Here is a 25,565-nt window from a genome sequence, read left to right on the forward strand (position 1 = left end):
GTCCAGCAAGGCGTTACCACGCAGAGCGTGGGAACGATCATCGTCTACTTCTTCAAGTCTTCAGCGCCCTGCAACGGTTCGTCACCCAGCAACAAATCCTTGTCATGGCTGACCTCTTCTTCTTCGAACAGGCGCCAGGTGTTGCCGCCTTCCACGCCAAGCAGTTCCACGAAACGGCGACCTTCGACCTTGTCGGTGACCTGGCCGATGTAGCGGCCGGGCTCGCTGTCGCTGCGGGTGAGGTTGATCTTGCGATCCTTCTCTGGCTGGGTCGGGGAGATCAGGTTCAGCTCCAGGGTATTTGGATTGCTGTAGCCAGTCAGTTGCAGCTCGACCTCGCCGGTCAGTTCGTCCAGGTGCAGCTTGCCGCGCAGTTGCAGGGTCTGGGCCAGGCGTTCGCGGTCCAGGGAACGGTTGATGCCTTTGCCGGCCTCGTAGTAGTTGTCGTTGACCAGATTGTCCGGGTTGTTCACTGCGATGGTCACCATGGACAAGGTCAGGGTCACCGAGCAGGCCAGAATCGCGATGATGATCCAGGGCCAGAGGTGCTTGTACCAAGGGCTGGCGGCAGTAGTTGCGGGCATGCGTATGTTCCCTGTTAACGGACTTGTGGGCCGATGAATCGGCTCTTGGCTTCAATATGGACGCTGGTGTCATCGGCGTCTTCGAGGATGAAGGTCACCTCGTTGGTGCTCGACGGCAACTGCTCGGGCGCACTCGACAACTCCACCGGCATGCTGACGATATCGCCGGCGGCCACTTTGATTTCGCGCCGGCCTTGCAGCTTGAGGTCTGGCAGGCCAGCGGCGTCGAGCACGTAGGTGTGGTCGCGCTGGTCTTTGTTCATGATCTTCAGGCTGTAGACGTTTTCGATGCGCCCTTCGGCGTTCTCGCGATACAGCACGCGGTCTTTGCTGACGTCGAAACCTACCAGCGAGCGCATGAAGAAGGCCGACACCAACAGGCTGATCATCGCCAGCAACACCAGGGCGTAACCGATCAGGCGCGGGCGCAGCTTATGGGTTTTCTGCCCCGACAGGTTGTGTTCGGTGGTGTAGCTGATCAGGCCGCGTGGGTACTCCATCTTGTCCATGATGTTGTCGCAGGCATCGATACAGGCGGCGCAACCGATGCACTCGATTTGCAGCCCGTCGCGGATATCGATACCGGTAGGGCACACCTGCACGCACATCGTGCAGTCGATGCAGTCGCCCAGGCCCTGGGCCTTGTAGTCGGTACCCTTTTTACGTGGGCCACGCACTTCGCCACGGCGCGGGTCATAGGACACGATCAAGGTGTCCTTGTCGAACATCACGCTCTGGAAGCGCGCATAGGGGCACATGTAGATGCACACCTGCTCACGCAGCCAGCCGGCGTTGCCGTAGGTGGCGAGGGTGAAGAAACCCACCCAGAAATACGACCAGCCATCGGCCTGGCCAGTGAAAAAGTCGAACACCAGTTCGCGAATCGGCGAGAAGTAGCCGACGAAGGTGATGCCGGTGGCAAAGCCGATCAGCAGCCACAGGCTGTGCTTGCTGAACTTGCGCAGGAATTTGTTGGCGCTCATGGGCGCTTTGTCGAGCTTGATGCGCTGGTTGCGGTCGCCTTCGGTGACCTTTTCGCACCACATGAAGATCCATGTCCACACGCTCTGTGGGCAGGTATAGCCGCACCACACACGCCCGGCGTATACGGTGATAAAGAACAGGCCAAAGGCCGCGACAATGAGAATGCCCGACAGCAGGATGAAATCCTGAGGCCAGAACGTTGCGCCGAAAATAAAGAATTTACGCTCCGGCAGGTTCCACCACACCGCCTGGTGACCGCCCCAATTCAGCCACACCGTGCCGAAGTACAACAGGAACAGAGCGGCACCGCCGACCATGCGCAAGTTGCGGAACAAGCCAGTGAAGGCGCGGGTGTAGATCTTCTCTCTCGAAGCGTAAAGGTCGACGGTCTTGGCAGGCGGGGTAACGTCATGTACCGGTATCTGGTCGCTCATCATTGCATCCCACGGCGGTGGAGATTTGCCTCGGCCAGTACGTGCCAGCCGGGGTCAAATTAAGGGTGTTGCAGTGGCCTAATGATACGCCCCCGATGGTGCGCAAAGGGTGCGACCTTTGGTCGCGTTGGGGGAAATCAATTGATGGTGTACGTGACCTGGATCAATTGACTTGGCAAGTATGGACGGTTTTTGTCGGTAAGCCGGTCATTCGTCCCATGGATTGATCAGTGCAACGCCGCTCGATTGGAAGTCGCTGATGTTGCGCGTGACGACGGTGAGCCCATGAACCAGCGCAGTTGCGGCAATCAATGAATCACTTTCGTTGGCTCGGTCGGGTACATGCAAGTGTGCGCAACGCAACGCGACCGCTGCATCGACGGGCAGGATTCTGGCATCAAAGGCGGGCATCACATGACGCTTGAGCCAGGCTCTCAGCACCTTCCCCTGCGCCGGGTCTCGCCGCTCAATTCGCAGGACTCCGGTTTCCAATTCCTTCAGCGTGATCGCCGAAATAAACATACGTGGAGCCACCACACTTTTTGCCCACGCCACGACATTTGAATCAGCCTGAGGTTTACGCAGTTCAGAGATCACATTCGTGTCGAGTAAATACATCAAGAAAAGTCCACGGGTCGATGAATGATCACGGCACGTTCGGTTTCGAAGTCGATAGCGGCCGCTTCCGGCATCACCAACAGGTCAACGATGTCGGCATTCAGACCTGTCAGCTTCTGGTAGTCCTCAATGCTTAGCAGTACATGGGCAGGCTTGCCGCGATCAGTGATAAAAACCGGCCCTTTGCGGGCGGCTTTTTTGGCACCACTTGTGTCTTGGTTGAATTCGCGGCTGGAAATGGTCGTGATGGTCATGGGGTAGGTCCCCTTCGCTGGAGTGAATGTAGTTACGTTACTACTTGGCGAGTGCGCGCGGCAAGGTTGAGGCTACGAACGGTAGATTTGGCTTTGAAAGTTTCGCAGCTAAAACAAAAAAGCCCCGCCAGCATTCGCTGCGCGGGGCTCCATTATTGTTTCAGAGGTCTTACTGCTCCTCAGCCTTCTTATCCCCATGCGACAAGCTATACACATACGCCGCAAGCAAGTGCACCTTGTCATTGCCCTGCAACTGCTCCTGCGCGGGCATCTGGCCCTGGCGGCCATAACGGATGGTCTGCTGCAGTTGCGCAAAGCTTGAACCGTAGATGAACGCCCCCGGATGCGTCAGGTCCGGCGCGCCCATGGCGGGGGTGCCTTTACCGGCCGGGCCGTGGCAGGCCACGCAGTTGGCGGCGAAGAGTTTCTCACCGTTGGCCACATCGGCCTTGGCACCTTCCGGCAGTTTGCGACCATCGAGTTGGGTCACCACAAAGCCTGCTACGTCAGCCACGCCTTGCTCGCCGATGACTTCGGCCCAGCCTGGCATCACCGCGTGGCGGCCCTTCATGATGGTTTCCTTGATGGTGTTGGGTTCGCCACCCCAGCGCCAGTCGGCGTCGGTCAGGTTGGGAAAGCCGTAGGCGCCCTTGGCGTCGGAGCCGTGGCACACCGAGCAGTTGGAGGCAAACAGCCGACCGCCCATCTTCAAGGCTTGCGGGTCCTTGGCGACTTCTTCAATGGGCATCGATGCGAACTTGGCGAAGATCGGCCCGAACTTGGCCTCCGACCTGGCCATTTCCTTTTCCCATTCGTGCACGCCGGTCCAGCCGGTCTGGCCGTTGGCGAACGGGGTTTGCTTGTCGTTGTCGAGGTAGTTGTAGCCTGGCAGCAGACCCTTCCAGTTGCCCAGACCAGGGTAGAGCACCAGGTAACCAAGGGCGAAGACGATGGTGCCGACAAACAGCATGAACCACCACTTGGGCAGCGGGTTGTCGTACTCCTCGATGCCGTCAAACGAGTGGCCGACGGTCTCGTCCGTCTGTTCGGTGCGCTGGCCCTTGCGGGTCGACAGCAGCAGCCAGGTCAGGGCGAAGATGGTACCCAGACTGAGGACTGTGACGTACAGACTCCAGAACGTAGTCATTCTTTGTTACTCCTAGAAGCTTGCTCGACGTGCTTGATGGCTTCGGGATCATCTGCAAAGGGCAGCATGGTCGCGTCGTCAAACTCCGACTTGCGCCGTGGGCTGAACACCCACAACGCCAGGCCGATAAAGGCCACCATCACCACAACGGTGCCCAGGCCACGAATCATCCCGATATCCATGTAGGTCACCGTTTGCTTTTGATGATGGTGCCAAGGCCTTGCAGGTAGGCCACCAATGCGTCCATTTCGGTCTTGCCCTTCACGGCTGCGGCTGCGCCGGCGATGTCTTCGTCGGTGTAGGGCACCCCCAGGGTGCGCAAGACTTCCATCTTCTTCGCGGTGTCCTTGCCGTCGAGCTTGTTTTCCACGAGGAACGGGTACGCCGGCATTTTCGACTCAGGCACCACGTTGCGCGGGTTGTACAGGTGCGCACGCTGCCAGTCATCGGAGTAACGCCCACCCACACGGGCCAGGTCCGGGCCGGTGCGCTTGGAACCCCACAGGAACGGGTGGTCCCACACGCTTTCACCGGCGACCGAGTAGTGGCCGTAGCGTTCGGTTTCGGCGCGGAACGGGCGGATCATCTGCGAGTGGCAGCCCACGCAACCGTTGGCGATGTAGACGTCGCGGCCTTCCAGTTCGAGGGCGGTGCGCGGCTTCATGCCTTCGACCGGCTTGTTGGTCACGTCCTGGAAAAACAGTGGGACGATTTGGGTCAGGCCGCCGATGCTCACGGCGATGACCATGAAGAAGGCCAACAGGCCGATGTTCTTCTCGACTACTTCATGCTTCATCAGTGAGCTCCCACAACGGCGATCTTGGCGGCGGCTTCGGCTTCTACAGGGTCGCTGGCACGCACGGTGCGCCAGACGTTGTAGGCCATCAACAGCATGCCGCTGGCAAAGAACGCACCGCCCAGGGCACGTACGATAAAGCCCGGGTGGCTGGCTTGCAGCGCTTCGACGAAGGAGTAGGTGAGGGTGCCGTCATCGTTGATCGCACGCCACATCAGGCCCTGGGTGATGCCGTTGACCCACATCGAGGCGATGTAGAGCACGGTGCCGATAGTGGCCAGCCAGAAGTGTGCGTTGATCAGCCCGACGCTGTGCATCTGCACGCGGCCGAACAGTTTGGGGATCATGTGGTACAGCGCGCCGATGGAGATCATCGCCACCCAGCCCAGCGCCCCGGCGTGTACATGGCCGATGGTCCAGTCGGTGTAGTGGGACAGCGAGTTGACGGTCTTGATCGCCATCATCGGACCTTCAAAGGTCGACATGCCGTAGAACGCCAGGGACACCACCAGAAACCGCAGGATCGGGTCGGTGCGCAGCTTATGCCAGGCGCCCGAGAGGGTCATCATGCCGTTGATCATGCCGCCCCAGCTTGGCGCCAGCAGGATGATCGACATCGCCATGCCCAGGGACTGTGCCCAATCCGGCAGGGCGGTGTAGTGCAAGTGGTGAGGGCCGGCCCAGATGTAGAGGGTGATCAGCGCCCAGAAGTGCACGATGGACAGGCGATAAGAGTAGATCGGACGCTCGGCCTGCTTGGGCACGAAGTAGTACATCATCCCCAGGAAACCGGTGGTGAGGAAGAAGCCTACGGCGTTGTGGCCGTACCACCACTGGATCATCGCGTCCGTTGCGCCGGAATAGGCCGAATAGGACTTGAACAGGTTCACCGGCAGGGAGGCGTGGTTGACGATGTGCAGCATCGCCGTGACCACGATAAAGGCCCCGTAGAACCAGTTGCCCACGTAGATGTGCTTGGTCTTGCGCTTGACGATGGTGCCGAAGAACACCAGGCCGTAGGTCACCCACACGATGGCAAGCAAAATGGCGATCGGCCATTCCAGCTCGGCGTATTCCTTGGTAGTGGTGTAGCCCAGGGGCAGGCTGATGATGGCGCCGACGATGACGGCCTGCCAGCCCCAGAAGGTGAAGGCGGCCAGACCATCGGAAATCAGTCGCGTCTGGCAGGTGCGCTGCACGACATAGTAGGAGGTGGCAAACAGTGCACATCCGCCGAAGGCGAAGATCACCAGGTTGGTGTGCAGTGGGCGCAGGCGGCCGAAAGTCGTCCAGGGCAGGTCGAAATTCAATTGCGGCCAAACCAGTTGCGAGGCGATGAACACCCCGAGCCCCATGCCAAGGATCCCCCAGACCACCGTCATGATGGCGAACTGGCGGACTACCTTATAGTTATAAGCAGTCGGACTGATTGCTGTGCTCATTCTAAGGTTCCACGGTTTAGGTTTTTTTATAGGTAAAATCGGCCGCAAGTATGTAGAAACCGAGGGGCCATTGCAACGCAATGGCTGACCTGTATCAATGCGTTCCACGCCAGATTCTGCGCCCTTTCCATGTTTGGTGTAAGGATAAAGACCGAAATAGAAAGCTGATCAAGTGGACAGGAATTTTAGAGGGCGCAACGGATACCGTCGCCTACGCCAGAATTGCTCCACTGTGGGAACAAGCGTAGACCCGAATAGGAGGAGGGGAAAGTTGGGTTTGGAAGGGGTGCGACACTTGGTCGCGACTTATGCCTGTGGCGAGGGAGCTTGCTCCCGTTGGGCTGCGCAGCGGCCCCAAAATCGTGGGAGCGCTTCGCACTCCAGCGGGAGCAAGCTCCCTCGCCACAGGTAGAGCTTTTACTGCGGTTGGCTGTCTGGCGTTGCGCCTTCAGCGTTATGGGACAGGCTGTACACGTAAGCCGCCAGCAAGTGCACCTTGTCATTGCCTTGCAGCACGTCCTGAGCCGGCATCTGGCCCTGGCGACCATGGCGGATGGTCTGCTGCAACTGCGCCAGGCTGGTGCCGTAGATAAAGCCCGCAGGCTCGGTCAGGTTGGGCGCACCCATGGCTTCCACGCCGTGACCTTGCGGACCATGACACGCCACGCAAGTGGTGCTGAAGGCGGCTTGCCCGGCGGCCAGGTCGGCGGTGTTGTCGGCGGGCAACGGCAGCTTGGCCAGGTCGTGACGCACGTAGGCGGCGACGTTCTTCACCCCGTCCTCGCCCAGCACTTCACCCCAGGCCGGCATCGCCGCGTGGCGACCGTTCAGGATGGTGGCCTTGATGGCCTCGGCCGAACCGCCCCAGCGCCAGTTGTTGTCGGCCAGGTTGGGGAAGCCATAGGCGCCCTTGGCGTCCGAGCCGTGGCACACCGCACAGTTGGAGGCAAACAGGCGACCGCCCATCTTCAACGCTTGCGGGTCCTTGGCGACTTCTTCCACCGGCATGGCCGCGAACTTGGCGAAGATCGGCCCGAACCTGGCGTCGGCCTTGGCCATTTCCTTGTCCCATTCCTTGGTCTGGGTCCAGCCGTCTTCATAGCCCGGCAGTACGCCTTTCCAGTTGCCCAGGCCCGGGTAGAGGATCAGGTAGCCGACGGCAAATACCAGGGTGCCGGCGAACAACATAAACCACCACTGGGGCAGCGGGTTGTCGTATTCCTCGATACCGTCGAAGGCGTGGCCCATGGTCTGGTCGACGCTGCCCTTGGTTTCGCCCTTGCGGGTGCCGACCAACAGCCAGGTCAGGCCGATCAGGCTGCCCAGGGTCAATACGCAGATCCATGTACTCCAAAACGTAGTCATGGCCGAGTGCTCCTTGTGGCTGGCTCTGCTTGAGCGTCGGGTGGGGAAGGTTCATCGGCAAACGGCAGCAGGCGGGCCTGCTCGAATTCCGCGTTGCGGCGGTTGTTGAACACCCACAGCGACAGGCCGATAAAGGCGATGGCGACCACCAGCGTGCCAAGGCCGCGGATGGTGCCCGCATCGAATTCAAATCCCATGGCTCACCTCTTGCTCTTGATGGCAGTGCCGAGCACTTGCAGGTAGGAAACCAGCGCGTCCATCTCGGTCTTGCCCTTGAGGCTGGCGACGGCGCCATTGATGTCGTCGTCGGTGTACGGCACGCCGAGGGTGCGCATCACTTTCAACTTGGTCTCGGTGTGGCTGCTGTCGACGGCGGCGGTGACCAGCCAGGGGTAGGCCGGCATTTTCGACTCCGGCACCACGTTGCGCGGGTTGTACAAGTGCGCGCGGTGCCAGTCGTCCGAGTAGCGCGCGCCGACGCGGGCCAGGTCCGGCCCGGTACGCTTGGAGCCCCACAAGAACGGGTGGTCCCACACGCTTTCGCCAGCCACCGAGTAGTGGCCGTAGCGCTCGGTCTCGGCGCGGAACGGGCGGATCATCTGCGAGTGGCACTGCACGCAGCCTTCGCGGATGTAGATGTCGCGGCCTTCCAGTTGCAGCGCGGTGTAGGGCTTCATGCCTTCGACCGGTTTGTTGGTCACGTCCTGGAAGAACAGCGGGACGATCTGGGTCAGGCCACCGATGCTCACGGCGAGCACCATCAGCAGCATCAACAGGCCGACGTTCTTTTCAATCGTTTCGTGTTTCATCATCGACTCCTCAGGCCATCTGCGCGGCAGCGGTGACTTCGGCAGGTTGCGCCGAACGCACGGTGCGCCATGTGTTGTAAGCCATCAGGAACATGCCGCTGAGGAAGATCGCACCGCCCACCAGACGCACGATGAAGCCTGGGTGGCTGGCCACCAGGGTTTCGACGAAGGAGTAGGTAAGGGTGCCGTCTTCGTTGACCGCACGCCACATCAGGCCCTGGGCGATGCCGTTGACCCACATCGAGGCGATGTAGAGCACGGTGCCGATGGTGGCCAGCCAGAAATGCGCGTTGATCAGGCCGAGGCTGTACATCTGCTCGCGACCGAAGACTTTCGGGATCATGTGATACAGCGCGCCGATGGAGATCATCGCCACCCAGCCCAGCGCCCCGGCGTGTACGTGGCCGATGGTCCAGTCGGTGTAGTGGGAGAGGGCGTTGACGGTCTTGATCGCCATCATCGGGCCTTCGAAGGTCGACATGCCGTAGAAGGCCAGGGAGACGACGAGGAAGCGCAGGATCGGGTCGCTGCGCAACTTATGCCAGGCACCCGAGAGGGTCATCATGCCGTTGATCATGCCGCCCCAGCTTGGCGCCAGCAGCACCAGTGACATCACCATGCCCAGGGACTGCGCCCAGTCCGGCAAGGCGGTGTAGTGCAAGTGGTGCGGGCCGGCCCAGATGTACAGGGTGATCAGCGCCCAGAAGTGCACAATCGACAATCGATAGGAATACACCGGGCGTTCGGCCTGCTTGGGCACGAAGTAGTACATCATCCCCAGAAAACCCGCAGTCAGGAAAAAGCCTACCGCGTTGTGCCCATACCACCACTGCACCATGGCATCCGTCGCACCGCCGTACAGCGAGTAGGACTTGGTCAGGCTGACCGGGATTTCCAGGTTATTGACGATATGCAAAATGGCCACGGTGATGATGAACGCGCCGAAGAACCAGTTACCCACATAGATGTGCTTGGTCTTGCGTTTCATGATCGTGCCGAAGAACACGATGGCGTAGGCGACCCAGACGATGGTGATCAGGATGTCGATGGGCCATTCCAGCTCGGCGTATTCCTTTGAGCTGGTGTAGCCCAGTGGCAGGCTGATGGCGGCCAGCAGGATCACAAGCTGCCAGCCCCAGAAGCAGAACGCGGCGACTTTCGGCGCGAACAGCTGCGTCTGGCAGGTGCGTTGCACCGAGTAAAAGGAGCTGGCGAACAGCGCACAGCCACCGAACGCGAAGATCACCGCATTGGTGTGCAATGGGCGCAGACGGCCGAAGCTGGTCCAGGGCAAATCGAAGTTGAGCGCAGGCCAAACCAATTGGGCGGCGAGAAAAACCCCGAGCCCCATGCCGACGATGCCCCACACCACCGTCATAATGGCGAATTGGCGGACCACCTTGTAGTTATAGGCGGTACTTAAAGTAGTGTTCATGGTTCCCCATCCACGGTTCAACCCAAGCAAGTGCGGCACTTGGGCTGGAGTTATAGGCAGACTAAAAAGCGAGGCAAGCATGGGCAAAGAGCACAAGGCCAGTATTGACGGGGATCAATGGGCGCAGTGTGTACGGGAACATGGCTGGTTGTGGGATGTCGCCACGGGCAAGCGTTCGGGCGAGCCGGTCACGCTGATTCTGGCCCATGGCGCCGGTGCACCGATGGACTCGGCGTTCATGAACGACATGGCTGCACGCCTTGCCGGGCATGGTGTGAACGTGTTGCGCTTCGAGTTCCCGTACATGGCCCAGCGCCGCTTGGACGGGGGCAAACGCCCGCCGAATCCGGCGCCGAAACTGCTGGAGGCGTGGCGTGAGGTGTATGCCCAGGTGCGACGTCATGTCGCTGGGAAACTGGCGATTGGCGGCAAGTCCATGGGCGGGCGCATGGCCAGTTTGTTGGCCGATGAGCTGGGCGCAGATGGGTTGGTGTGCCTGGGCTATCCGTTTTATGCGGTGGGCAAGCCGCAAAAGCCTCGGGTGGAGCATCTGGCTGCGCTTGCGACGCCGACGCTGATAGTGCAGGGCGAGCGTGATGCCTTGGGCAATCGAGCGGCGGTGGAGGGGTATGCGTTATCGCCGAGCATTGAGGTGATGTGGCTGGTGGCGGGGGATCATGATTTGAAGCCGTTGAAGGCGTCGGGGTTCAGTCATGAGCAGCATTTGGAGGCGGCGGCCATCAAAGCGTCAGGTTTTCTCGCCTGACGCTTTGCAGGTTTCTCTATGTTGGGATATTTCGGCTAGTGTTTTCGTGAGGTTTAACACTAGCGGTCCCTAATGAGCGTGAAGTGTCCTGTCGCGTCGTATTGAGCATACTCACTGTCGAAGGACGCCTCGAAGTTGCCATTGGCCGTGCCTTCAACAGGGTTGAGCTTTATTGTCAGCGTTGCGTGTTTGGCGGGAATCGCTGTAGTGCCAGGCATGTCCCCAGGGCCAGAGATGGAAAGAGCATAATGTAAAATTCCGTCAAGTATATACGTATTGTCTATCGGCGCTTCTCCTAGGTAGGGGATATGAAAATAATACGAAGAAAAATTCTTTGTACTTTTATCTCCAATGGCCCCTGAAAATGTCCAGGTATTTGTCTGTGTACGATGACCAAAAGTTGTTCTTTCTGCAGTGATTGATGTTTGAGAGTTTTTAAATGTCCATTCAAAATGGTTGTTTGCAGATTGAGAGATATAGCAGTCGGGGATGAAAATAATTTCTTGGTTCATGGTGAGACCTTTTACCCGTGGGGTTTGCGCTATCTGATTTTTTCAGAAATGCCAGCTTGAGTGTGTCGCGCTCGACTGAGACGTGAAACTTATTTTGTTTTAAAGTTCTTTTGTCGAGCCTTATTACGATGGGGGAGTAGGGTCTTTTATAGGCTGAAACGTGCCGTTAGTCATCTCTACACGGTCGCGGATTTTATTTTTAAAGGTGGCTTCGCAGCGCAACGGCTGCTGAGTCAGTGTAAGCGTTACATTGTATTCGCCTTCATAGGTGCCACCGCCGAAGGGAGCATAGTAAAAATTTGATTTCTCATCGCCGTTTTTAAATGTTTCATCGATGATCTGTTCATTTTCATCGTCGCAGTAAATATAAATAGCCCACTCACGGTATTGAGGCGTACCCCATTCTCCCTCCTCGCTGGTCAGATACCATGCCTTGCTTGAACTGGAGTAGGCCAGCCAGCCCTCCGTTTTGTATTGAGTTTGTCCTTCTGTCCACTTAAAGATCGAATGTTGTGAGGCAAGGGTAGTTCCAGGCCACTCACAGCAGCATTTTATTTCGCGTAATTCCGACGCTGTGTCAGTGAAAGAACCTTCGAAATTCAGCGTTGTGTTCCCTGTGCTTTCGTCAACGTTTACTTCAATGTCGCCGACTGGTTTAAAACGTTCTTCCGTTTCAGGTGCGTTATTGTTTGCACCTTGAATGTACAGGTGGGTGAAGGCTTCCGGGTTTTGCTTGATTGATTTGTTAGGTGATGTACTTATGGAGTCGCAAGGTATTTTCAGTAACAGTGATTGTTGAGTGTCTGGGGACTGGAGCGTCAACTTGACCCAATACTGATTATTGTATTCGGATAGGTGCAGTGGGAGAGCCCAGCCTTCCAATGTTCTTTCGTTGTTCGATGATTTTTCAGTCCATTGCACACGCCCCATGGTTTTTGGGAAGGGATGCAGGGCGCTATTTGAATCGGCAGGTCGGGACATGGCGGTGTGCTCCTGTTTGACAGGTTCACACTATAAGGAGGGAGGCGTTCAAAGGTTAACTGTGAGAATTGACAGTTTTATAGAATGCTTGGTGATAAAAAGATGATGAGTGATAGCCATCTGCAAGGGGCTCACTGGTTGGAGAAAGTGAGCCCCTGAAGTTCTACCGGTTAAAACGCTCCACCAGCGAGTACTGAGTATTCGCCGTATGAGTCAGTTCTTCACTCAACTGCGCCGAGTTCATCGCCTGCTCTGAGGTCTGGTCTGCCAACAGCGCGATGGTGCTGATGTTGCGGCTGATCTCCTCGGCCACGGCGCTTTGCTCTTCGGTGGCCGCGGCAATCTGGGTGGTCATGTCGGTGATATTGGCCACCGCCTCACTGATGCCCACCAACGCCTGATCCGCTTCCATCACACGCGCTACGCCCTCTTCAGCTTGGCGATGCCCGGCGTCCATGGTTTGCACGGCCGCAGCCGCCGTGTGTTGCAGCTTGGCGATCAGGGCATGGATCTGCCCGGTGGATTCGGCCGTACGCTGCGCCAGTTGGCGCACTTCATCGGCGACCACCGCAAAGCCACGGCCCATCTCACCGGCACGCGCGGCTTCGATAGCGGCGTTGAGCGCCAGCAAGTTGGTCTGGTCGGCGATGCCCTTGATTACATCGACAACGCCGCCAATTTCATCGCTGTCCTTGGCCAGTTGAGTGACGGTCACGCCGGTCTCGCCAACCGCTGCCGAAAGCCGCTGAATCGCCTCGCGGGTTTCCCCGGCGATATCGCGGCCGCGACCGGTCAGGCGGTTGGCTTCCTGGGTGGCGTCGGCGGTGCGCTGCACGTGGCTGGCGACTTCCTGGGTGGTTGCAGCCATCTGGTTGACGGCGGTGGCCACCTGTTCGGTTTCCACTCGCTGACGTTCCAGGCCGCTGGAGCTGCTGTGCGCCAGGGTGTTGGACTGTGCCGCCTGATCGTTGAGGTGCTCGGCAGTGTCCTGCAAGCGGGTCAGGCAGGTCTTCAGACGCGCTTCCTGGCTGAGAATCGACATTTCCAGGCGCGCTTGTGCGCCACGGCTGTCGGTGTACATCTGCGCAATCAGCGGGTCGGACGTGGTCTGCTCGGCCAGGCGCAGCAAGCGCTTGAGTCCGCGCTGTTGCCAGCTCAGCCCCAGCAGGCCCAACGGCACCGACAACGCTGCCGCCAAGGCAAAGCCCCACTGGGAGGTGAGGGTGGCGCCGATCATGAAGCTCAGTTGGCTGACCAGGATAAACGGCAGCCAGTCCTGCAGCACCGGCAGCCATTTGTCGCGCTGGGGAATCGCCGACTTGCCCTGGTTGATGCGTTGATAAAGCGCCTCGGCCCGGCGGATCTGCTCGGCGGTGGGCTTGATACGCACCGATTCGTAGCCGATCACCTGGTTACCGTCGAACACCGGTGTTACATAGGCGTTAACCCAGTAGTGGTCACCGGTCTTGCAGCGATTCTTGACAATGCCCATCCATGGCAAGCCTTGTTTGAGCGTGGACCACATGTGTGCGAACACCGCCGAGGGCACATCCGGGTGACGCACCAGGTTGTGCGGAGCACGGACCAGTTCGTCGCGGGTGAACCCACTGATTTCGACAAACGCGTCGTTGCAGTAGGTAATGACACCCTTGGCATCTGTGGTGGAGATCAACCGTTGCTGAGCAGGGAAGGTACGTTCGCGCTGGGTAACGGGTTGGTTATTACGCATGATTGTTCAATCCGCAAGGCTTTCAGGGGTTATCGGCCATGCTGGGCATTTATTTAACTTATTTTTGCAACAATCCTGGGAGCAGAGTGCCGACTGTGGCGAGGGAGCTTGCTCCCGCTGGGCTGCGAAGCGGCCCCAAACAACTTGCGGGCGCTACGCACCGGAGCGGGAGCAAGCTCCGTCGCCACAACAGCTCGTTCTTACAGTCGGGCAGGCTTAGCTGGCCAGCATTGGGTAGGTGAACAAGCCGAAGTGCAGCAGATTCAAGCCAAAATGCGTGGCAATCGCTGCGCCGAGCCCGCCAAAGCGATACGCCAGGCCGTAACCGACCCCGGCAATACTGGCCAGCGTCACCCATTGCCAACCCGCACCGAAATGCATCAGGCCGAATAACAGCGAAGCCAGCAGCAGCGCAAGGTTCTCGCCGTAGGGCAAGTGTTTGAAACGTTGGCTCAGGCCGCCCTGAACATAGCCACGAAACAGCGCTTCTTCCACCAGCGTCACCAGCAGCAGGTTATTGAGTACCCACAGCCATGCCTGGTCCGGCCATTTCGGCGCCCAACTGATCATTCCCATCAGTGCGGCACCACCCAGTGCGACGATGGCGGTCAGGGTCAGTGCCAGGGCGGTGACGCAGATCGACAGGCGCAATGAGCGTCGCGCCACAATCCACGGGCAGGCCAGCAACAGCCAGAAGCCTATCAGGGGCTTGTCCTGGTTCAGGTACATCGAGAAGGGCACTGAGTCCGGAGTTAAACGCTGGGGCGCAATACCGCGGCCGTTATAGAAACCCGGCAGCCAGTGCATCACCAGGCCCAGGGCCAGTACGATAAACAAGCCTTGGCCCAAGTAGCGTGCCCAAGGGTTGCGTTGCTGGCGCACGGCGTACCCGGCCACCAGCAGCAGTGCGATGGAGACCGCCGCCAGTACGCCCAGTTGGCCGTAGATCAAAGCCACGACATAGCCAATGGAAAGTAGGGCGAGGTACAGCCAGGGCAAAGCAATCATGTGAAATCCTTCGAAAAATCCGGGCGGCATTATAGCGAGTGGCCAGGTTCCAGGGCATGAAAACTCCTCCATGTACAAGGCAAGGGGGAAAGGATTGCAAAGTATGTTTGCGGCTGGTTATAGTCGTCGCGTCTTTATATCCCTTCAAAAAGATCAGCACATGCCAGCTTCCCAGCGCATAGCGGTAGTCGATTCAGCGGTCAACGCCGTGGTCGTGCCGTGCCGTGGCAAGCAGCCTGCGCAGATCAGTCATTACCCCCCACCTGTCAGTAGCACGCCGGTGTACGCAGTCGTATCACCGCCGGGTGTTGGCATTTCGGGCTGATCAGCGATTCGCTGTTGCCCGTGCCTGCCTGAAAAAACCTACTGAAATTCAGTTTTTTACTGAGTCGGCTTTTTTGCCTGATAACAGGTGGTAACCATGTCTGTGCTTTCGAAACAATCCGTGGCCGCGGCGGCCTCGACGAGCGTGTTTGTCTTGCTGTGGAGCAGCGGGGCGATCTTCTCCAAGTTGGGCCTGGCCCATGCGTCGCCCTTTGCCTTTCTGTTGATCCGGTTTGCCATTGCCCTGATGGGGTTGGTAGTGCTGGTCCCGCTCCTCAAGTTGAAGCTGCCACGTCCCGGCAAGCCGCTGCTGTATGCGGCGGCGACGGGCCTGGTCTTGCTGGGGGCCTATCAGATTTTCTATCTGCTGGCCCTGGACCTCAACGTCACCCCTGGGGTGATGGCGACCATCATGGGTGTGCAGCCGATCCTCACCGTGGTACTGATGGAGCGCCAACGCTCCTGGCGCCGGCTGTTCGGCCTGGGGTTGGGGTTGGCTGGCTTGATCATGGTGGTGTACCAGGGCATCGGGCTGGCGGGCATGTCCCTGGCGGGGATGCTGTTCGGGCTGCTGGCGCTGGCGAGCATGACGTTTGGCTCGATCATGCAAAAGCGCATCACCGACAATCCTTTGGGCACGCTGCCACTGCAATACTTGGCCGGGCTGTTGCTGTGCGGAGTGTTCGTGCCGTTCCAGCCGTTCCACTTCGAGCACAGTGCAGGCTTTTACCTGCCGGTGCTGTGGATGGGCTTGGTGGTGTCGGTGCTGGCGACGCTGTTGCTGTATCGGCTGATTGCCCGCGGCAACCTGGTGAATGTCACCAGTTTGTTCTATCTGGTGCCGGCGGTGACCGCGGTGATGGACTACCTGATCTTCGGTAACCGCCTGGCGCTGTTGAGCGTGCTGGGAATGGCGTTGATCATCGTCGGCTTGGTCTTCGTGTTCCGTAAGAGCTAGAAACCACCCCTGTAGGAGCGAGCTAGCGGTGGCGAGCAAGCTTGCTTGCGCTGGGGTGCGAAGCGCCCCCTGGAGCTTGCGACTGCTACGCAGTCGAGCGGGAGCAAGCTCCCTCGCCACAGGGGCGCTCCTACAGTTTTTGCGGGCGCAACACCAACCACAACGCCCCGGCAATCAATACACCACCATACAGATGAGCCATGGACAGCGGTTCATCCAACAACAACGCCCCCCACAACACGCCGAACGGCGGAATCATGAAGGTCACGGTCATTGACTTGACCGGGCCGATGGATGACAGCAGGCGGAAGTACAGGATGTAGGCGAACGCCGTACATACCAGCCCCAATCCGAGCAGCGACACCCACACCTGCCAGCCGCCCCAACTCGCCGGTGGCTGGGTGATGGCGCTGAAGGCGAAGAACGGCAGCAAAAACAACGTAGCACCCAGCATACTGCCCAAGGCAGAGAGACGACTGTCCAACCCGCCGCGCTGATCCAGCCAGCGTCGCGCCAGGAAACCGGCGAAGCCATAGCAGGTGGTCGCCAGCAGGCATGCTAATGCGCCTATTAACAGTTCCAGATCAAATGCCACCGGCCCTGCGCGGGTGAGCACGGCAACACCAAGCAGACCCAAGGCCACACCCGCTATTTTTGCCGGCGTCAGGCGTTCGCTGAAAAACAACCCGCCGATCAGCACACCCATCAGCGGTGTAGTGGCGTTGAAAATCGCCGAATAACCCGCCGGCAGTACCTGCGCCGCCACCGAGTACATCGTCGCGGGAATCCCCGAGTTGATCACGCCCAGCAGCAGGACCGTCTTGAACTTGCCCTGGAAATCCCAGCTCACGCGCAGCATCGCCAGGATCACCAATAGGCCCGCGGCGGCAATCGACACGCGGAAAAACGCGGTGGGCACCGTGCCGATTTCCGGCGCGATGATGCGCATGAACAGGAAACTCGCGCCCCAGATGGCAGCCAGCCCCAGCAGATACAGGGTGTCAACAGGTCTCACGGAAAACTCCTATGCCAATCGGGCGCAGAAGTGTTGCCCAGCGGGCAGGTCGGCACAATGGCTAATTGCAGTCAGTTTGCCCCCGTGCAAAATCATTCTTCTCCTGCCTCGGTTCACTGGCTAAGCTCTGGGCTTCCAGATACCCGTTCGAGGTTTCCCGCATGTCGCAGTCCGCCCTCGCTATCGCCCGGATGATCCTCGACGGTTTCGACGATTACCGTGAGCACTTCCGCCAGATCACCGATGGCGCCCGTGAGCGTTTCGAGAAGGCCCAGTGGCAGCAGGGGCAGGCCGCGTCGGCGGCGCGCATCAATCTCTATGAGGAGAAAGTCGCTGAGGTGACTACCCGTCTGCGCGCCAGTTTCGACCCTGCTGGATTGCAGGACATCGGCCAGTGGCCCTTGGTAAAAAGCGCTTATATCGGTTTGATCGACCTGCGCTTTGACGATGAGCTGTCGGAGACCTGGTACAACTCGATCTTCTGCGGCCTGTTCAGCCATGACCTGATCAGTGACGGCTGCATGTTCATCCACACCACTCGGCCTAGCCTGCGCCGGGCGCGGGCGGCGCAAACCCGTATCTACACGCCGGCCGGTAAAATAGCGGACATGCTGGCGCAGGTCTTCTCTGACTACAGCTTCAGCGAGCCCTACGCCGACCTGCCCGCCGACCTGCGCCGCCTCGAAGCCCAGTTGCGGGAAAACCTGCCGGATTGGGTATGCAAGGACCCGGACCTCAAGGTCGAGTTGTTTTCCTCGGTGCTGTATCGCAACAAAGGCGCCTACCTCGTGGGGCGCATCTACACCCGCGACGAACAATGGCCGTTGGTGATTCCGCTGCTGCACCGCGAAGGGCGTGGCATCCAGATCGATGCGTTGATCACCGACGAAGCCGATGTGTCGATCATCTTCTCGTTCACCCGTTCCTATTTCATGGTCGACGTGCCCGTGCCAGCGGAATTCATCGGCTTTCTCAAGCGCATCCTGCCGGGCAAGCACATTGCCGAGTTGTACACCTCCATCGGTTTCTACAAGCACGGCAAATCCGAGTTCTACCGCGCGCTGATCAACCACCTGGCCACCACTGACGACCAGTTCATCATGGCCCCCGGCGTGCGCGGCATGGTCATGAGCGTGTTCACGCTGCCGGGTTTCAATACGGTGTTCAAGATCATCAAGGACCGCTTCTCGCCGTCAAAAAACGTCAACCGCGCCACGGTGATCGAAAAGTACCGCCTGGTGAAAAGCGTCGATCGGGTAGGGCGCATGGCCGATACCCAGGAATTCGCCGACTTCCGCTTCCCCTTGAGCAAGTTCGAGCCCGAGTGCCTGGCCGAGCTGCTGGAAGTCGCCGCCGGTACCGTCGAAGTGGAGGGCGACACCGTGCTCATCCGCCACTGCTGGACCGAGCGACGCATGACCCCGCTCAACCTCTACCTCGACAACGCCAACCCCGCTCAGGTGCGCGAAGCATTGGAGGATTACGGCCTGGCGATCAAGCAACTGGCGGCGGCGAATATCTTCCCCGGCGACATGTTGCTGAAGAACTTTGGCGTCACCCGCCACGGCCGCGTGGTGTTCTACGACTACGACGAAATCTGCTTTCTCACCGAAGCCAACTTCCGCCATATTCCCGCGCCGCGCACCCCCGAGGATGAAATGGCCTCCGAGCCCTGGTATTCCATCGGCCCGCTGGATGTGTTCCCCGAAGAGTTCCCGCCGTTCCTGTTTGCCGACGCCGGGCAGCGCCGGTTGTTCGATGAGCTGCATGGCGAGTTGTACAACGCTGACTACTGGAAGGGCCTGCAGGACGCGATTCGTGCCGGCAAGGTGATCGACGTGTTCCCTTATAAGAGGAAAGAGCAGCCATAAGCTGCAAGCTGCAAGCTGCAAGGGGCAAGTGAAAGCAGGTCTGCCCTTACTTGCTGCTTGAAGCTTGCCGCTAGCAGCTGCTTTTCTGCGACAATCCGCCCCCTGCATAAATAGACGACCCAAACGCACCTGATGACTGACCAAGCACCCACCATCGACCAACTGCTCAAAACCCTCGATCACGCCATGCTCGCCGACCGCCACCGCTTGCGCCGGCAGTTGCTTGAGCTGCGCAAGAAGCCCGACGAGGACAAGTTGGCGCAGTGGGTGGCGCGCATGCAGGCATCGTGCGCGCAGGTCACGGCGCGGCGTGCCAGCCTGCCGGTGATTCGCTACGACGACAGCCTGCCGATTGCCGCCAAGCGCGATGAGATCAAGGACGCGCTGAACAAGCACCAGGTACTGATCATCGCCGGTGAAACCGGCTCGGGTAAAACCACGCAGTTGCCGAAAATTTGCCTGGAAATCGGCCGTGGCCAGTTCGGCCTGATCGGCCACACCCAGCCGCGCCGGATCGCGGCGCGCAGTGTCGCCAGCCGTGTCGCTGAAGAGCTGGCCACGCCATTAGGTGCGCTGGTCGGTTACCAAGTGCGCTTCGAAGACCAGAGTGACTCCAACACCCTGATCAAGCTGATGACCGACGGCATCCTGCTGGCCGAAACCCAGAACGACCGCTACCTCGAGCGCTACGACACGATCATCGTCGACGAAGCCCACGAACGCAGCCTGAACATCGACTTCCTGCTCGGCTACCTCAAGACCCTGTTGCCGCGTCGCCCCGACCTGAAAGTCATCATCACCTCGGCCACCATCGACCTGGAGCGCTTTTCCAAGCACTTCGACGATGCGCCGATTGTCGAGGTGTCGGGCCGTACCTTCCCGGTGGACACCTGGTATCGCCCACTCACCCTGGAACAGGACGAGGAGGGCAACCGCGTCGAGGACGACCTGACCGTCGACCAGGCGATCCTTGCCACCCTTGATGAAATCGCCGCCTATGAGCGCAGCGAACGGCGCAGTCCTGGCGATGTATTGGTGTTCCTGCCCGGCGAGCGCGAGATTCGTGACGCGGCCGACATGCTGCGCAAGGCCCAGCTCAAGCACACCGAGATTTTGCCGTTGTACGCACGGCTGTCGCCGGCCGAGCAGCAGCGCATTTTCCAGTCCCACCCGGGCCGGCGCGTGGTACTGGCGACCAACGTCGCGGAAACCTCGCTGACCGTGCCGGGCATTCGCTACGTGATCGACAGCGGTACGGCGCGCATCAGTCGCTACAGCTACCGCGCCAAAGTGCAGCGTTTGCCCATCGAGGCGATTTCCCAGGCCAGCGCCAACCAGCGTAAAGGCCGTTGCGGCCGGGTTGAGCCGGGTATTTGCGTGCGCTTGTACAGCGAAGAAGACTTTATCGGGCGCCCGGAATTTACCGATCCGGAGATCCTGCGCACCAACCTCGCTGCTGTGATCCTGCAGATGCTGCACCTGCGCCTGGGCGAGATCACCGATTTCCCGTTTATCGAACCGCCGGATGGCAAGGCCATCAGCGACGGTTTCAACCTGCTGCAAGAACTCTCGGCGGTAGACCGCAACAGCCAGCTCACGCCGTTGGGTCGCCAGCTTGCCCGCTTGCCGGTGGACCCGCGCATGGGCCGCATGTTGCTGGAAGCGGCCAAGCTGGGCAGTTTGCAGGAAGTGTTGATCGTCGCCAGCGCCATGTCGATCCAGGACCCGCGCGAGCGCCCACCGGAGCGTCAACAAGCGGCCGACCAGGCCCACGCACAGTGGAAAGACCCGGATTCGGACTTCGCCGGGCTGGTCAACCTGTGGCGCGGTTTCGAGGAGCAGCGCCAGGAACTGACCGCCAGTCCGTTGCGCAACTGGTGCCGCAAAAACTTCCTCAACTACTTGCGCCTGCGCGAGTGGCGCGACTCCCATCGTCAATTGAGCCTGATCTGCCGCGACATGCAGCTGAGCCTCAACAAAGAGCTCGCGGACTATCCGAAGCTGCATAAAGCGGTACTGTCCGGCTTGCTCAGCCAGATCGGCCAGAAGACCGAAGACGGCGATTACCTCGGCGCGCGCCAGCGTCGCTTCTGGATTCACCCGTCTTCGGGCATCGGCAAGAAGCGCCCGCAATGGCTGATGACCGCCGAACTGGTGGAAACCACCAAGCTCTATGCACGCATGGTGGCGAAAATCGACGCCGACTGGATCGAGCCGCTGGCCGGGCATCTGATCAAGAAAAACCACTTCGAACCCCATTGGGAGAAGAAGCGCGGCCAGGTGGTGGCCTTTGAGCAGATCACCCTGTTCGGGCTGATCGTGGTCGGGCGCCGGCCGGTGCATTACGGGCCGATTGACCCGGTGGTGTCCCGTGAGTTGTTTATTCGTGAAGGCCTGGTGCGCGGCGAGATTCAGTCCCGTGCCAAGTGCCTGACGGCCAACCAGAAACTGCTGGAGCAACTCGACGAGCTGGAAGCCAAGGCCCGCCGTCGCGACATCCTGGCCGATGAAGAAACCCTGTACGCCTTCTACGATGCGCGCCTGCCTGCAGAGATTCACCAGACCGCCACCTTTGACAGTTGGTACAAGGTCAACAGCCAGAAAGACCCGCAACTGTTGATCATGCGTGAAGAAGACGTACTGGCCCGCGAGGCCAGTGAAGTCACCGCCGCGCATTACCCGGACACCTTGCACTTGGGCGACCTGGCCCTGGCCTTGAGTTACCACTTCGAACCCAACCACCCACGTGACGGCGTGACCCTGCGGGTGCCGGCGCCGTTGTTGCCGGCGTTGCCAGCCGAGCGCCTGGAGTGGCTGGTGCCGGGGTTGATCGAAGCCAAGTGCATCGCTCTGGTGCGCAACTTGCCCAAGGCGTTGCGCAAAAACTTCGTGCCGGTGCCGGACTTCGTCAAGGCCGCGCTGCAACGCATCGAATTCGGCCAGGGCTCGCTGCCCCAGGCGCTGGGGCGTGAATTGCTGCGCATGACCGGTGCGCGGGTCAGCGATGAGGCGTGGGCCGAAGCGGCGCAACAGGTGGAGAATCACCTGAAGATGAACCTGGAAGTGGTCGACGGCCAGGGCAAATTCCTCGGCGAAGGCCGTGACCTGGCCGAGCTCACCGCACGGTTTGCCGAAGCCAGCCAGGCGGCTTTGGCCGTGCCGCAAACCGCGAAAAGCCAGCAGCCGGTGGAGGCCAAGGTGTTTGCGGCGGTGGCGGAAAAAACCCAGCAGAACATCGCCGGCCTATCGATGACGGTGTACCCGGCACTGGTGGAAGAGAACGGCACGGTCAAGGAGGGGCGCTTCTCGACTGCCGCCGAAGCCGAGTTCCAGCACCGTCGCGCCTTGCAGCGCCTACTGATGCAGCAATTGGCGGAACCGGCGAAATTCCTGCGCGGCAAATTGCCGGGCTTGACCGAGTTGGGCTTGATGTACCGTGAACTGGGGCGTATCGACGCGCTGGTGGAAGACATCCTGCTGGCCAGCCTCGATACCTGCGTACTTGAAGGCGAAGATAGCCTGCCACGGGACGGCGCTGGCCTGGCAGCCTTGGCTGAACGCAAGCGCGGCAGTTGGACTGAGCACGCCGAACGCTTGGCGCGCCTGACCCTGGAAGTGCTGAAGCTCTGGCACGGCCTGCAAAAACGCTTCAAAGGCAAGATCGACCTGGCCCAGGCCGTGGCCTTGAACGATATCAAGCAGCAACTGAGCAACCTGGTGTATCCAGGTTTTGTGCGGGAAACCCCGGCCCAGTGGTTCAAGGAACTGCCGCGTTTCCTCAAGGCCATCGAACTGCGCCTGGAAAAACTGCCGAGCCAGGTGCAAAAGGACCGCGTGTGGAGCAGCGAATTGGGCGGCCTGTGGGCGCAGTACCAGAACCGCCTGAACAAACACACTCAGGAAGGCAAGCGCGACCCGCAGTTGGAGCTATACCGCTGGTGGCTGGAGGAATACCGGGTGTCGCTGTTTGCTCAGCAGTTGGGCACCAAAGTGCCGATTTCCGATAAGCGCTTGAGCAAGCAATGGAGCCAGGTAGAGCCCTGAACCCCTGGCCCACTTGTAGGAGCGAGCTTGCTCGCGAAAAACGTCAACGATAACGCGGCTCTCCTGAATAAACGCGGCGCCTGTGAGTTTTTCGCGAGCAAGCTCGCTCCTACAGGTATGAGGACAAACCCCTCCCACAATTGGATGTTTGTCTGGCATATGGCGCCAAATCACCGGCGTTGTGGCAAACTTCGCGGTTACAAGATTAGATAAAGCGTTGCCAGTTTGATGCCTGCTGGACGGAATCAAACGACTTACAGTTTGGTACGACGGTACCAATATCTTCTGCCTGACAGATTTAGAGGAACGACCGTGCATAACGTCGTCATCAGCGGCACCGGCCTGTACACCCCGGCCAACAGCATCTCCAACGAAGAGCTGGTGCAGTCTTTCAATGCCTACGTACAACAGTTCAACGCCGACAACGCCGCCGCTATCGAACGTGGCGAGGTGCAGGCGCTGACCGAGTCGAGCGCGGCATTCATCGAAAAGGCATCCGGCATCAAGAGCCGTTTTGTGATGGACAAAGACGGCATCCTCGATCCGCAGCGCATGGCGCCGCGCCTGCCCGAGCGCAGCAACGACGAATGGTCGGTGCTTTGCCAGATGGCCATCGGTGCCGCCGAACAAGCCCTGCAGCGCGCCGGCAAGACCGCCGCCGACATTGATGGCGTGATTGTCGCCTGCTCCAACCTGCAACGTGCCTACCCGGCGATCGCCATTGAAGTCCAGGAAGCCTTGGGTATCCAGGGTTTCGGCTTCGACATGAACGTGGCGTGTTCCTCGGCCACCTTCGGCATCCAGAACGCGGCCAACAGCATCCAGTTGGGCCAGGCCCGGGCGATCCTGATGGTCAACCCGGAAGTTTGCACCGGCCACCTGAACTTTCGTGACCGTGACAGCCATTTTATCTTCGGTGATGCCGCCACGGCGGTGATCCTGGAGCGTGCTGACCTGGCGACGTCCGAACATCAGTTCGACGTGGTGAGCACCAAGCTGCTGACCAAGTTTTCCAACAACATTCGCAACAACTTCGGCTTTCTCAACCGCACGGCGGAAGAGGGCATCGGCGCCCCCGACAAGCTGTTCGTGCAGGAAGGCCGCAAGGTATTCCGTGATGTTTGCCCGATGGTGGCCGAATTGATCGGCGAGCACTTGGCAGAAAACCAGCTGAGTGTGACTGATGTGAAGCGTTTCTGGCTGCACCAGGCCAACCTGAGCATGAATCACTTGATCGTGAAAAAACTGCTGGGGCGCGAGGCATCGGTGGAAGAAGCGCCGGTGATCCTCGATACTTACGCCAATACCAGCTCGGCCGGCTCGGTGATTGCGTTTCACACTTATCAGGATGACCTGCCCAAGGGCGCGGTTGCCGTACTCAGCTCCTTTGGCGCCGGGTATTCGATTGGCAGTGTGATCCTGCGCAAACGCTGAGTGTGTGGCCGGACGCGATCTACTGTGGGAGCTGGCTTGCCTGCGAAGGCATCGGCTCGGTGTGCCTGAATTACCGAGTTGTCTGGATCGCAGGCAAGCCAGCCCCCACATTGAGCGTATTTCCACGGCAATATTGAGGTAATCGATGGCAGCAGCGGACGATGCGCACCTGCTTGAACGCCTGCTCAAGGGTGAGCAGCGGGCTTATAAGGATTTGGTCAACACTTACCAGAGTGCGATGCGGGCAGTGGCGTATGCCATCGTCGGCCAGCGCCATGCCGATGAGGTGGTGCAAGATGCCTGGCTCTCGGTGGTGCGCAACCTGGCCAAGTTCGAAGGGCGATCGAGCCTCAAGACATGGTTATTGACGATCACTGCCAACTCCGCAAAGAGCCGTTACAAACAAAATCGTCGGGAAGTCCTTCTCGACGATTTGCCCTCACCCCACGGCACCATTGGCGATGACCGCTTCAGCCCGGATGATGGCCATTGGGCTGTCGCCCCTTACGCTTGGCACCAGGACACCCCGGAAGCGCTGCTGACCGAAGATGAACTGCGCAAATGCCTGGAGCATACGATTCTGAGTTTGTCAGAATTGCAAAGCAGTGTGCTGGTCCTGCGTGAACGCCAGGGCCTGGAACTGGAAGAAATCTGTAATCTTCTGACCCTTTCACTCTCCAACGTCCGTGTGCTGTTGCATCGAGCGCGGCTTAAAGTCTTCGCCACGGTGGAGCATTTTGAGGAAACGGGCGAATGTTGACCTGTAAAGAACAAGTAGCGCGTTCCAGTGACTATCTCGATGGGCAATTGACCTTTCGCGAGCGTCTGCTGGTGCGTCATCACTTGATGTTTTGTCCGAACTGCCGGCGCTTTATCCGTCAGATGCGCCTGATGCAGGCAACGCTCAAGCGTATGCCGCAGGAGCCGGTGGAGGGTGTTGATGCGCTGGCTGAACAATTGGCCGCCGAGCGGCGTAAGGATATGTAGGAGCGAGCTTGCTGTGGCGAGGGAGCTTGCTCCCGCTCGACTGCGCAGCAGTCGCAGGCTTTTGGGGG

The 25,565-nt window shown here is 59.5% G+C and carries 25 protein-coding genes; 8 read left to right on the top strand and 17 right to left on the bottom strand.

The genetic code is table 11. The features are described from left to right. Window positions 1-44: 44 nt before the first annotated feature. From OC445_RS13205 to ccoN (OC445_RS13260), 12 genes are all read right to left on the bottom strand, one after another. Window positions 45-584, bottom strand: coding sequence for a FixH family protein (locus OC445_RS13205; RefSeq protein WP_014719446.1), 540 nt, complete (start codon window positions 582-584; stop codon window positions 45-47). 14 nt (window positions 585-598) lie between these two features. Then, window positions 599-2,002 (bottom strand): cytochrome c oxidase accessory protein CcoG, encoded by a 1,404-nt coding sequence (ccoG, locus tag OC445_RS13210; protein ID WP_057976226.1) that lies wholly within the window; start codon window positions 2,000-2,002, stop codon window positions 599-601. Window positions 2,003-2,209: 207 nt separating this feature from the next. Beyond that, the gene (locus OC445_RS13215; RefSeq protein WP_057976224.1) at window positions 2,210-2,620 is read right to left on the bottom strand and encodes a type II toxin-antitoxin system VapC family toxin; all 411 of its coding nucleotides are present in this window, start codon (window positions 2,618-2,620) and stop codon (window positions 2,210-2,212) included. After that, a complete protein-coding gene (locus tag OC445_RS13220) occupies window positions 2,620-2,874 on the bottom strand; it encodes a type II toxin-antitoxin system Phd/YefM family antitoxin (protein WP_057976223.1) in 255 nt (84 codons plus the stop codon). The genes OC445_RS13215 and OC445_RS13220 overlap by 1 nt, the downstream gene beginning before the upstream one ends. 169 nt (window positions 2,875-3,043) lie before the next feature. Next, window positions 3,044-4,021 carry a cytochrome-c oxidase, cbb3-type subunit III gene (gene ccoP, locus OC445_RS13225; RefSeq protein WP_014719444.1) on the bottom strand — a complete coding sequence of 326 codons (978 nt, stop codon included), beginning with the start codon at window positions 4,019-4,021 and terminating at the stop codon, window positions 3,044-3,046. Further along, window positions 4,018-4,203 carry a CcoQ/FixQ family Cbb3-type cytochrome c oxidase assembly chaperone gene (locus OC445_RS13230; RefSeq protein ID WP_003193169.1) on the bottom strand — a complete coding sequence of 62 codons (186 nt, stop codon included), beginning with the start codon at window positions 4,201-4,203 and terminating at the stop codon, window positions 4,018-4,020. Before OC445_RS13230 ends, ccoP (OC445_RS13225) begins: the two co-directional genes overlap by 4 nt. Window positions 4,204-4,208: 5 nt before the next feature. Next, a complete protein-coding gene (ccoO, locus tag OC445_RS13235) occupies window positions 4,209-4,817 on the bottom strand; it encodes a cytochrome-c oxidase, cbb3-type subunit II (protein ID WP_003193167.1) in 609 nt (202 codons plus the stop codon). Then, window positions 4,817-6,259, bottom strand: coding sequence for a cytochrome-c oxidase, cbb3-type subunit I (gene ccoN / locus OC445_RS13240; RefSeq protein WP_014719443.1), 1,443 nt, complete (start codon window positions 6,257-6,259; stop codon window positions 4,817-4,819). Before ccoN (OC445_RS13240) ends, ccoO (OC445_RS13235) begins: the two co-directional genes overlap by 1 nt. Window positions 6,260-6,676: 417 nt before the next feature. Beyond that, window positions 6,677-7,624, bottom strand: coding sequence for a cytochrome-c oxidase, cbb3-type subunit III (gene ccoP, locus OC445_RS13245; RefSeq protein WP_054897851.1), 948 nt, complete (start codon window positions 7,622-7,624; stop codon window positions 6,677-6,679). Next, window positions 7,621-7,821, bottom strand: a complete 201-nt coding sequence (locus OC445_RS13250; RefSeq protein WP_003193161.1) for a cbb3-type cytochrome oxidase subunit 3 — start codon at window positions 7,819-7,821, stop codon at window positions 7,621-7,623. The genes ccoP (OC445_RS13245) and OC445_RS13250 overlap by 4 nt, the downstream gene beginning before the upstream one ends. A gap of 3 nt (window positions 7,822-7,824) precedes the next feature. Further along, window positions 7,825-8,433 (bottom strand): cytochrome-c oxidase, cbb3-type subunit II, encoded by a 609-nt coding sequence (ccoO, locus tag OC445_RS13255; RefSeq protein WP_003193159.1) that lies wholly within the window; start codon window positions 8,431-8,433, stop codon window positions 7,825-7,827. A 10-nt stretch (window positions 8,434-8,443) separates the two neighbouring features. Beyond that, entirely contained in the window at window positions 8,444-9,868 is a 1,425-nt protein-coding gene (gene ccoN, locus OC445_RS13260; protein WP_034128402.1) for a cytochrome-c oxidase, cbb3-type subunit I, read from the bottom strand. Between the two features lie 79 nt (window positions 9,869-9,947). Between ccoN (OC445_RS13260) and OC445_RS13265 the strand changes: the two genes are divergently transcribed. Next, window positions 9,948-10,634, top strand: a complete 687-nt coding sequence (locus tag OC445_RS13265) for an alpha/beta family hydrolase (RefSeq protein WP_072447440.1) — start codon at window positions 9,948-9,950, stop codon at window positions 10,632-10,634. A gap of 59 nt (window positions 10,635-10,693) precedes the next feature. Here the strand turns inward: OC445_RS13265 and OC445_RS13270 are convergent, their stop codons facing one another. The 4 genes from OC445_RS13270 to OC445_RS13285 form a co-directional block, all read right to left on the bottom strand. After that, window positions 10,694-11,146, bottom strand: a complete 453-nt coding sequence (locus tag OC445_RS13270; protein WP_143129389.1) for a hypothetical protein — start codon at window positions 11,144-11,146, stop codon at window positions 10,694-10,696. A gap of 123 nt (window positions 11,147-11,269) precedes the next feature. Then, window positions 11,270-12,127 carry a hypothetical protein gene (locus OC445_RS13275; protein WP_197901249.1) on the bottom strand — a complete coding sequence of 286 codons (858 nt, stop codon included), beginning with the start codon at window positions 12,125-12,127 and terminating at the stop codon, window positions 11,270-11,272. A gap of 163 nt (window positions 12,128-12,290) precedes the next feature. Continuing rightward, on the bottom strand, window positions 12,291-13,856 hold the full coding sequence (locus OC445_RS13280; RefSeq protein ID WP_034128405.1) for a methyl-accepting chemotaxis protein: 1,566 nt from the start codon (window positions 13,854-13,856) through the stop codon (window positions 12,291-12,293). Between the two features lie 216 nt (window positions 13,857-14,072). Further along, on the bottom strand, window positions 14,073-14,864 hold the full coding sequence (locus OC445_RS13285; RefSeq protein WP_197901248.1) for a CPBP family intramembrane glutamic endopeptidase: 792 nt from the start codon (window positions 14,862-14,864) through the stop codon (window positions 14,073-14,075). Between the two features lie 160 nt (window positions 14,865-15,024). Here OC445_RS13285 and OC445_RS13290 point away from each other — a divergent pair, with 160 nt between their 5' ends. Together OC445_RS13290 and OC445_RS13295 are read left to right on the top strand one after the other, a co-directional pair. After that, window positions 15,025-15,189, top strand: a complete 165-nt coding sequence (locus OC445_RS13290) for a hypothetical protein (RefSeq protein ID WP_158688696.1) — start codon at window positions 15,025-15,027, stop codon at window positions 15,187-15,189. Window positions 15,190-15,285: 96 nt separating this feature from the next. Next, on the top strand, window positions 15,286-16,146 hold the full coding sequence (locus tag OC445_RS13295; protein ID WP_054921759.1) for a DMT family transporter: 861 nt from the start codon (window positions 15,286-15,288) through the stop codon (window positions 16,144-16,146). 130 nt (window positions 16,147-16,276) lie between these two features. Here the strand turns inward: OC445_RS13295 and OC445_RS13300 are convergent, their stop codons facing one another. Then, window positions 16,277-17,161 carry a DMT family transporter gene (locus OC445_RS13300; RefSeq protein ID WP_054897844.1) on the bottom strand — a complete coding sequence of 295 codons (885 nt, stop codon included), beginning with the start codon at window positions 17,159-17,161 and terminating at the stop codon, window positions 16,277-16,279. A gap of 161 nt (window positions 17,162-17,322) precedes the next feature. Between OC445_RS13300 and aceK the strand changes: the two genes are divergently transcribed. From aceK to OC445_RS13325, 5 genes are all read left to right on the top strand, one after another. Next, window positions 17,323-19,032 (top strand): bifunctional isocitrate dehydrogenase kinase/phosphatase, encoded by a 1,710-nt coding sequence (gene aceK / locus OC445_RS13305; protein WP_034128409.1) that lies wholly within the window; start codon window positions 17,323-17,325, stop codon window positions 19,030-19,032. A gap of 132 nt (window positions 19,033-19,164) precedes the next feature. Beyond that, window positions 19,165-23,076, top strand: coding sequence for an ATP-dependent RNA helicase HrpA (gene hrpA / locus OC445_RS13310; RefSeq protein ID WP_197901246.1), 3,912 nt, complete (start codon window positions 19,165-19,167; stop codon window positions 23,074-23,076). Window positions 23,077-23,388: 312 nt separating this feature from the next. After that, window positions 23,389-24,510, top strand: coding sequence for a beta-ketoacyl-ACP synthase III (locus tag OC445_RS13315; RefSeq protein ID WP_034128411.1), 1,122 nt, complete (start codon window positions 23,389-23,391; stop codon window positions 24,508-24,510). A gap of 145 nt (window positions 24,511-24,655) precedes the next feature. After that, on the top strand, window positions 24,656-25,270 hold the full coding sequence (locus tag OC445_RS13320) for an RNA polymerase sigma factor (RefSeq protein ID WP_014719433.1): 615 nt from the start codon (window positions 24,656-24,658) through the stop codon (window positions 25,268-25,270). Beyond that, window positions 25,264-25,497 (top strand): anti-sigma factor family protein, encoded by a 234-nt coding sequence (locus tag OC445_RS13325; RefSeq protein ID WP_060764446.1) that lies wholly within the window; start codon window positions 25,264-25,266, stop codon window positions 25,495-25,497. The genes OC445_RS13320 and OC445_RS13325 overlap by 7 nt, the downstream gene beginning before the upstream one ends. The last annotated feature ends 68 nt before the right edge of the window (window positions 25,498-25,565 follow it).

This window comes from Pseudomonas sp. Pse35, assembly GCF_024519715.1.
GTDB classification, from domain to species: Bacteria; Pseudomonadota; Gammaproteobacteria; order Pseudomonadales; family Pseudomonadaceae; genus Aquipseudomonas; species Aquipseudomonas paracarnis.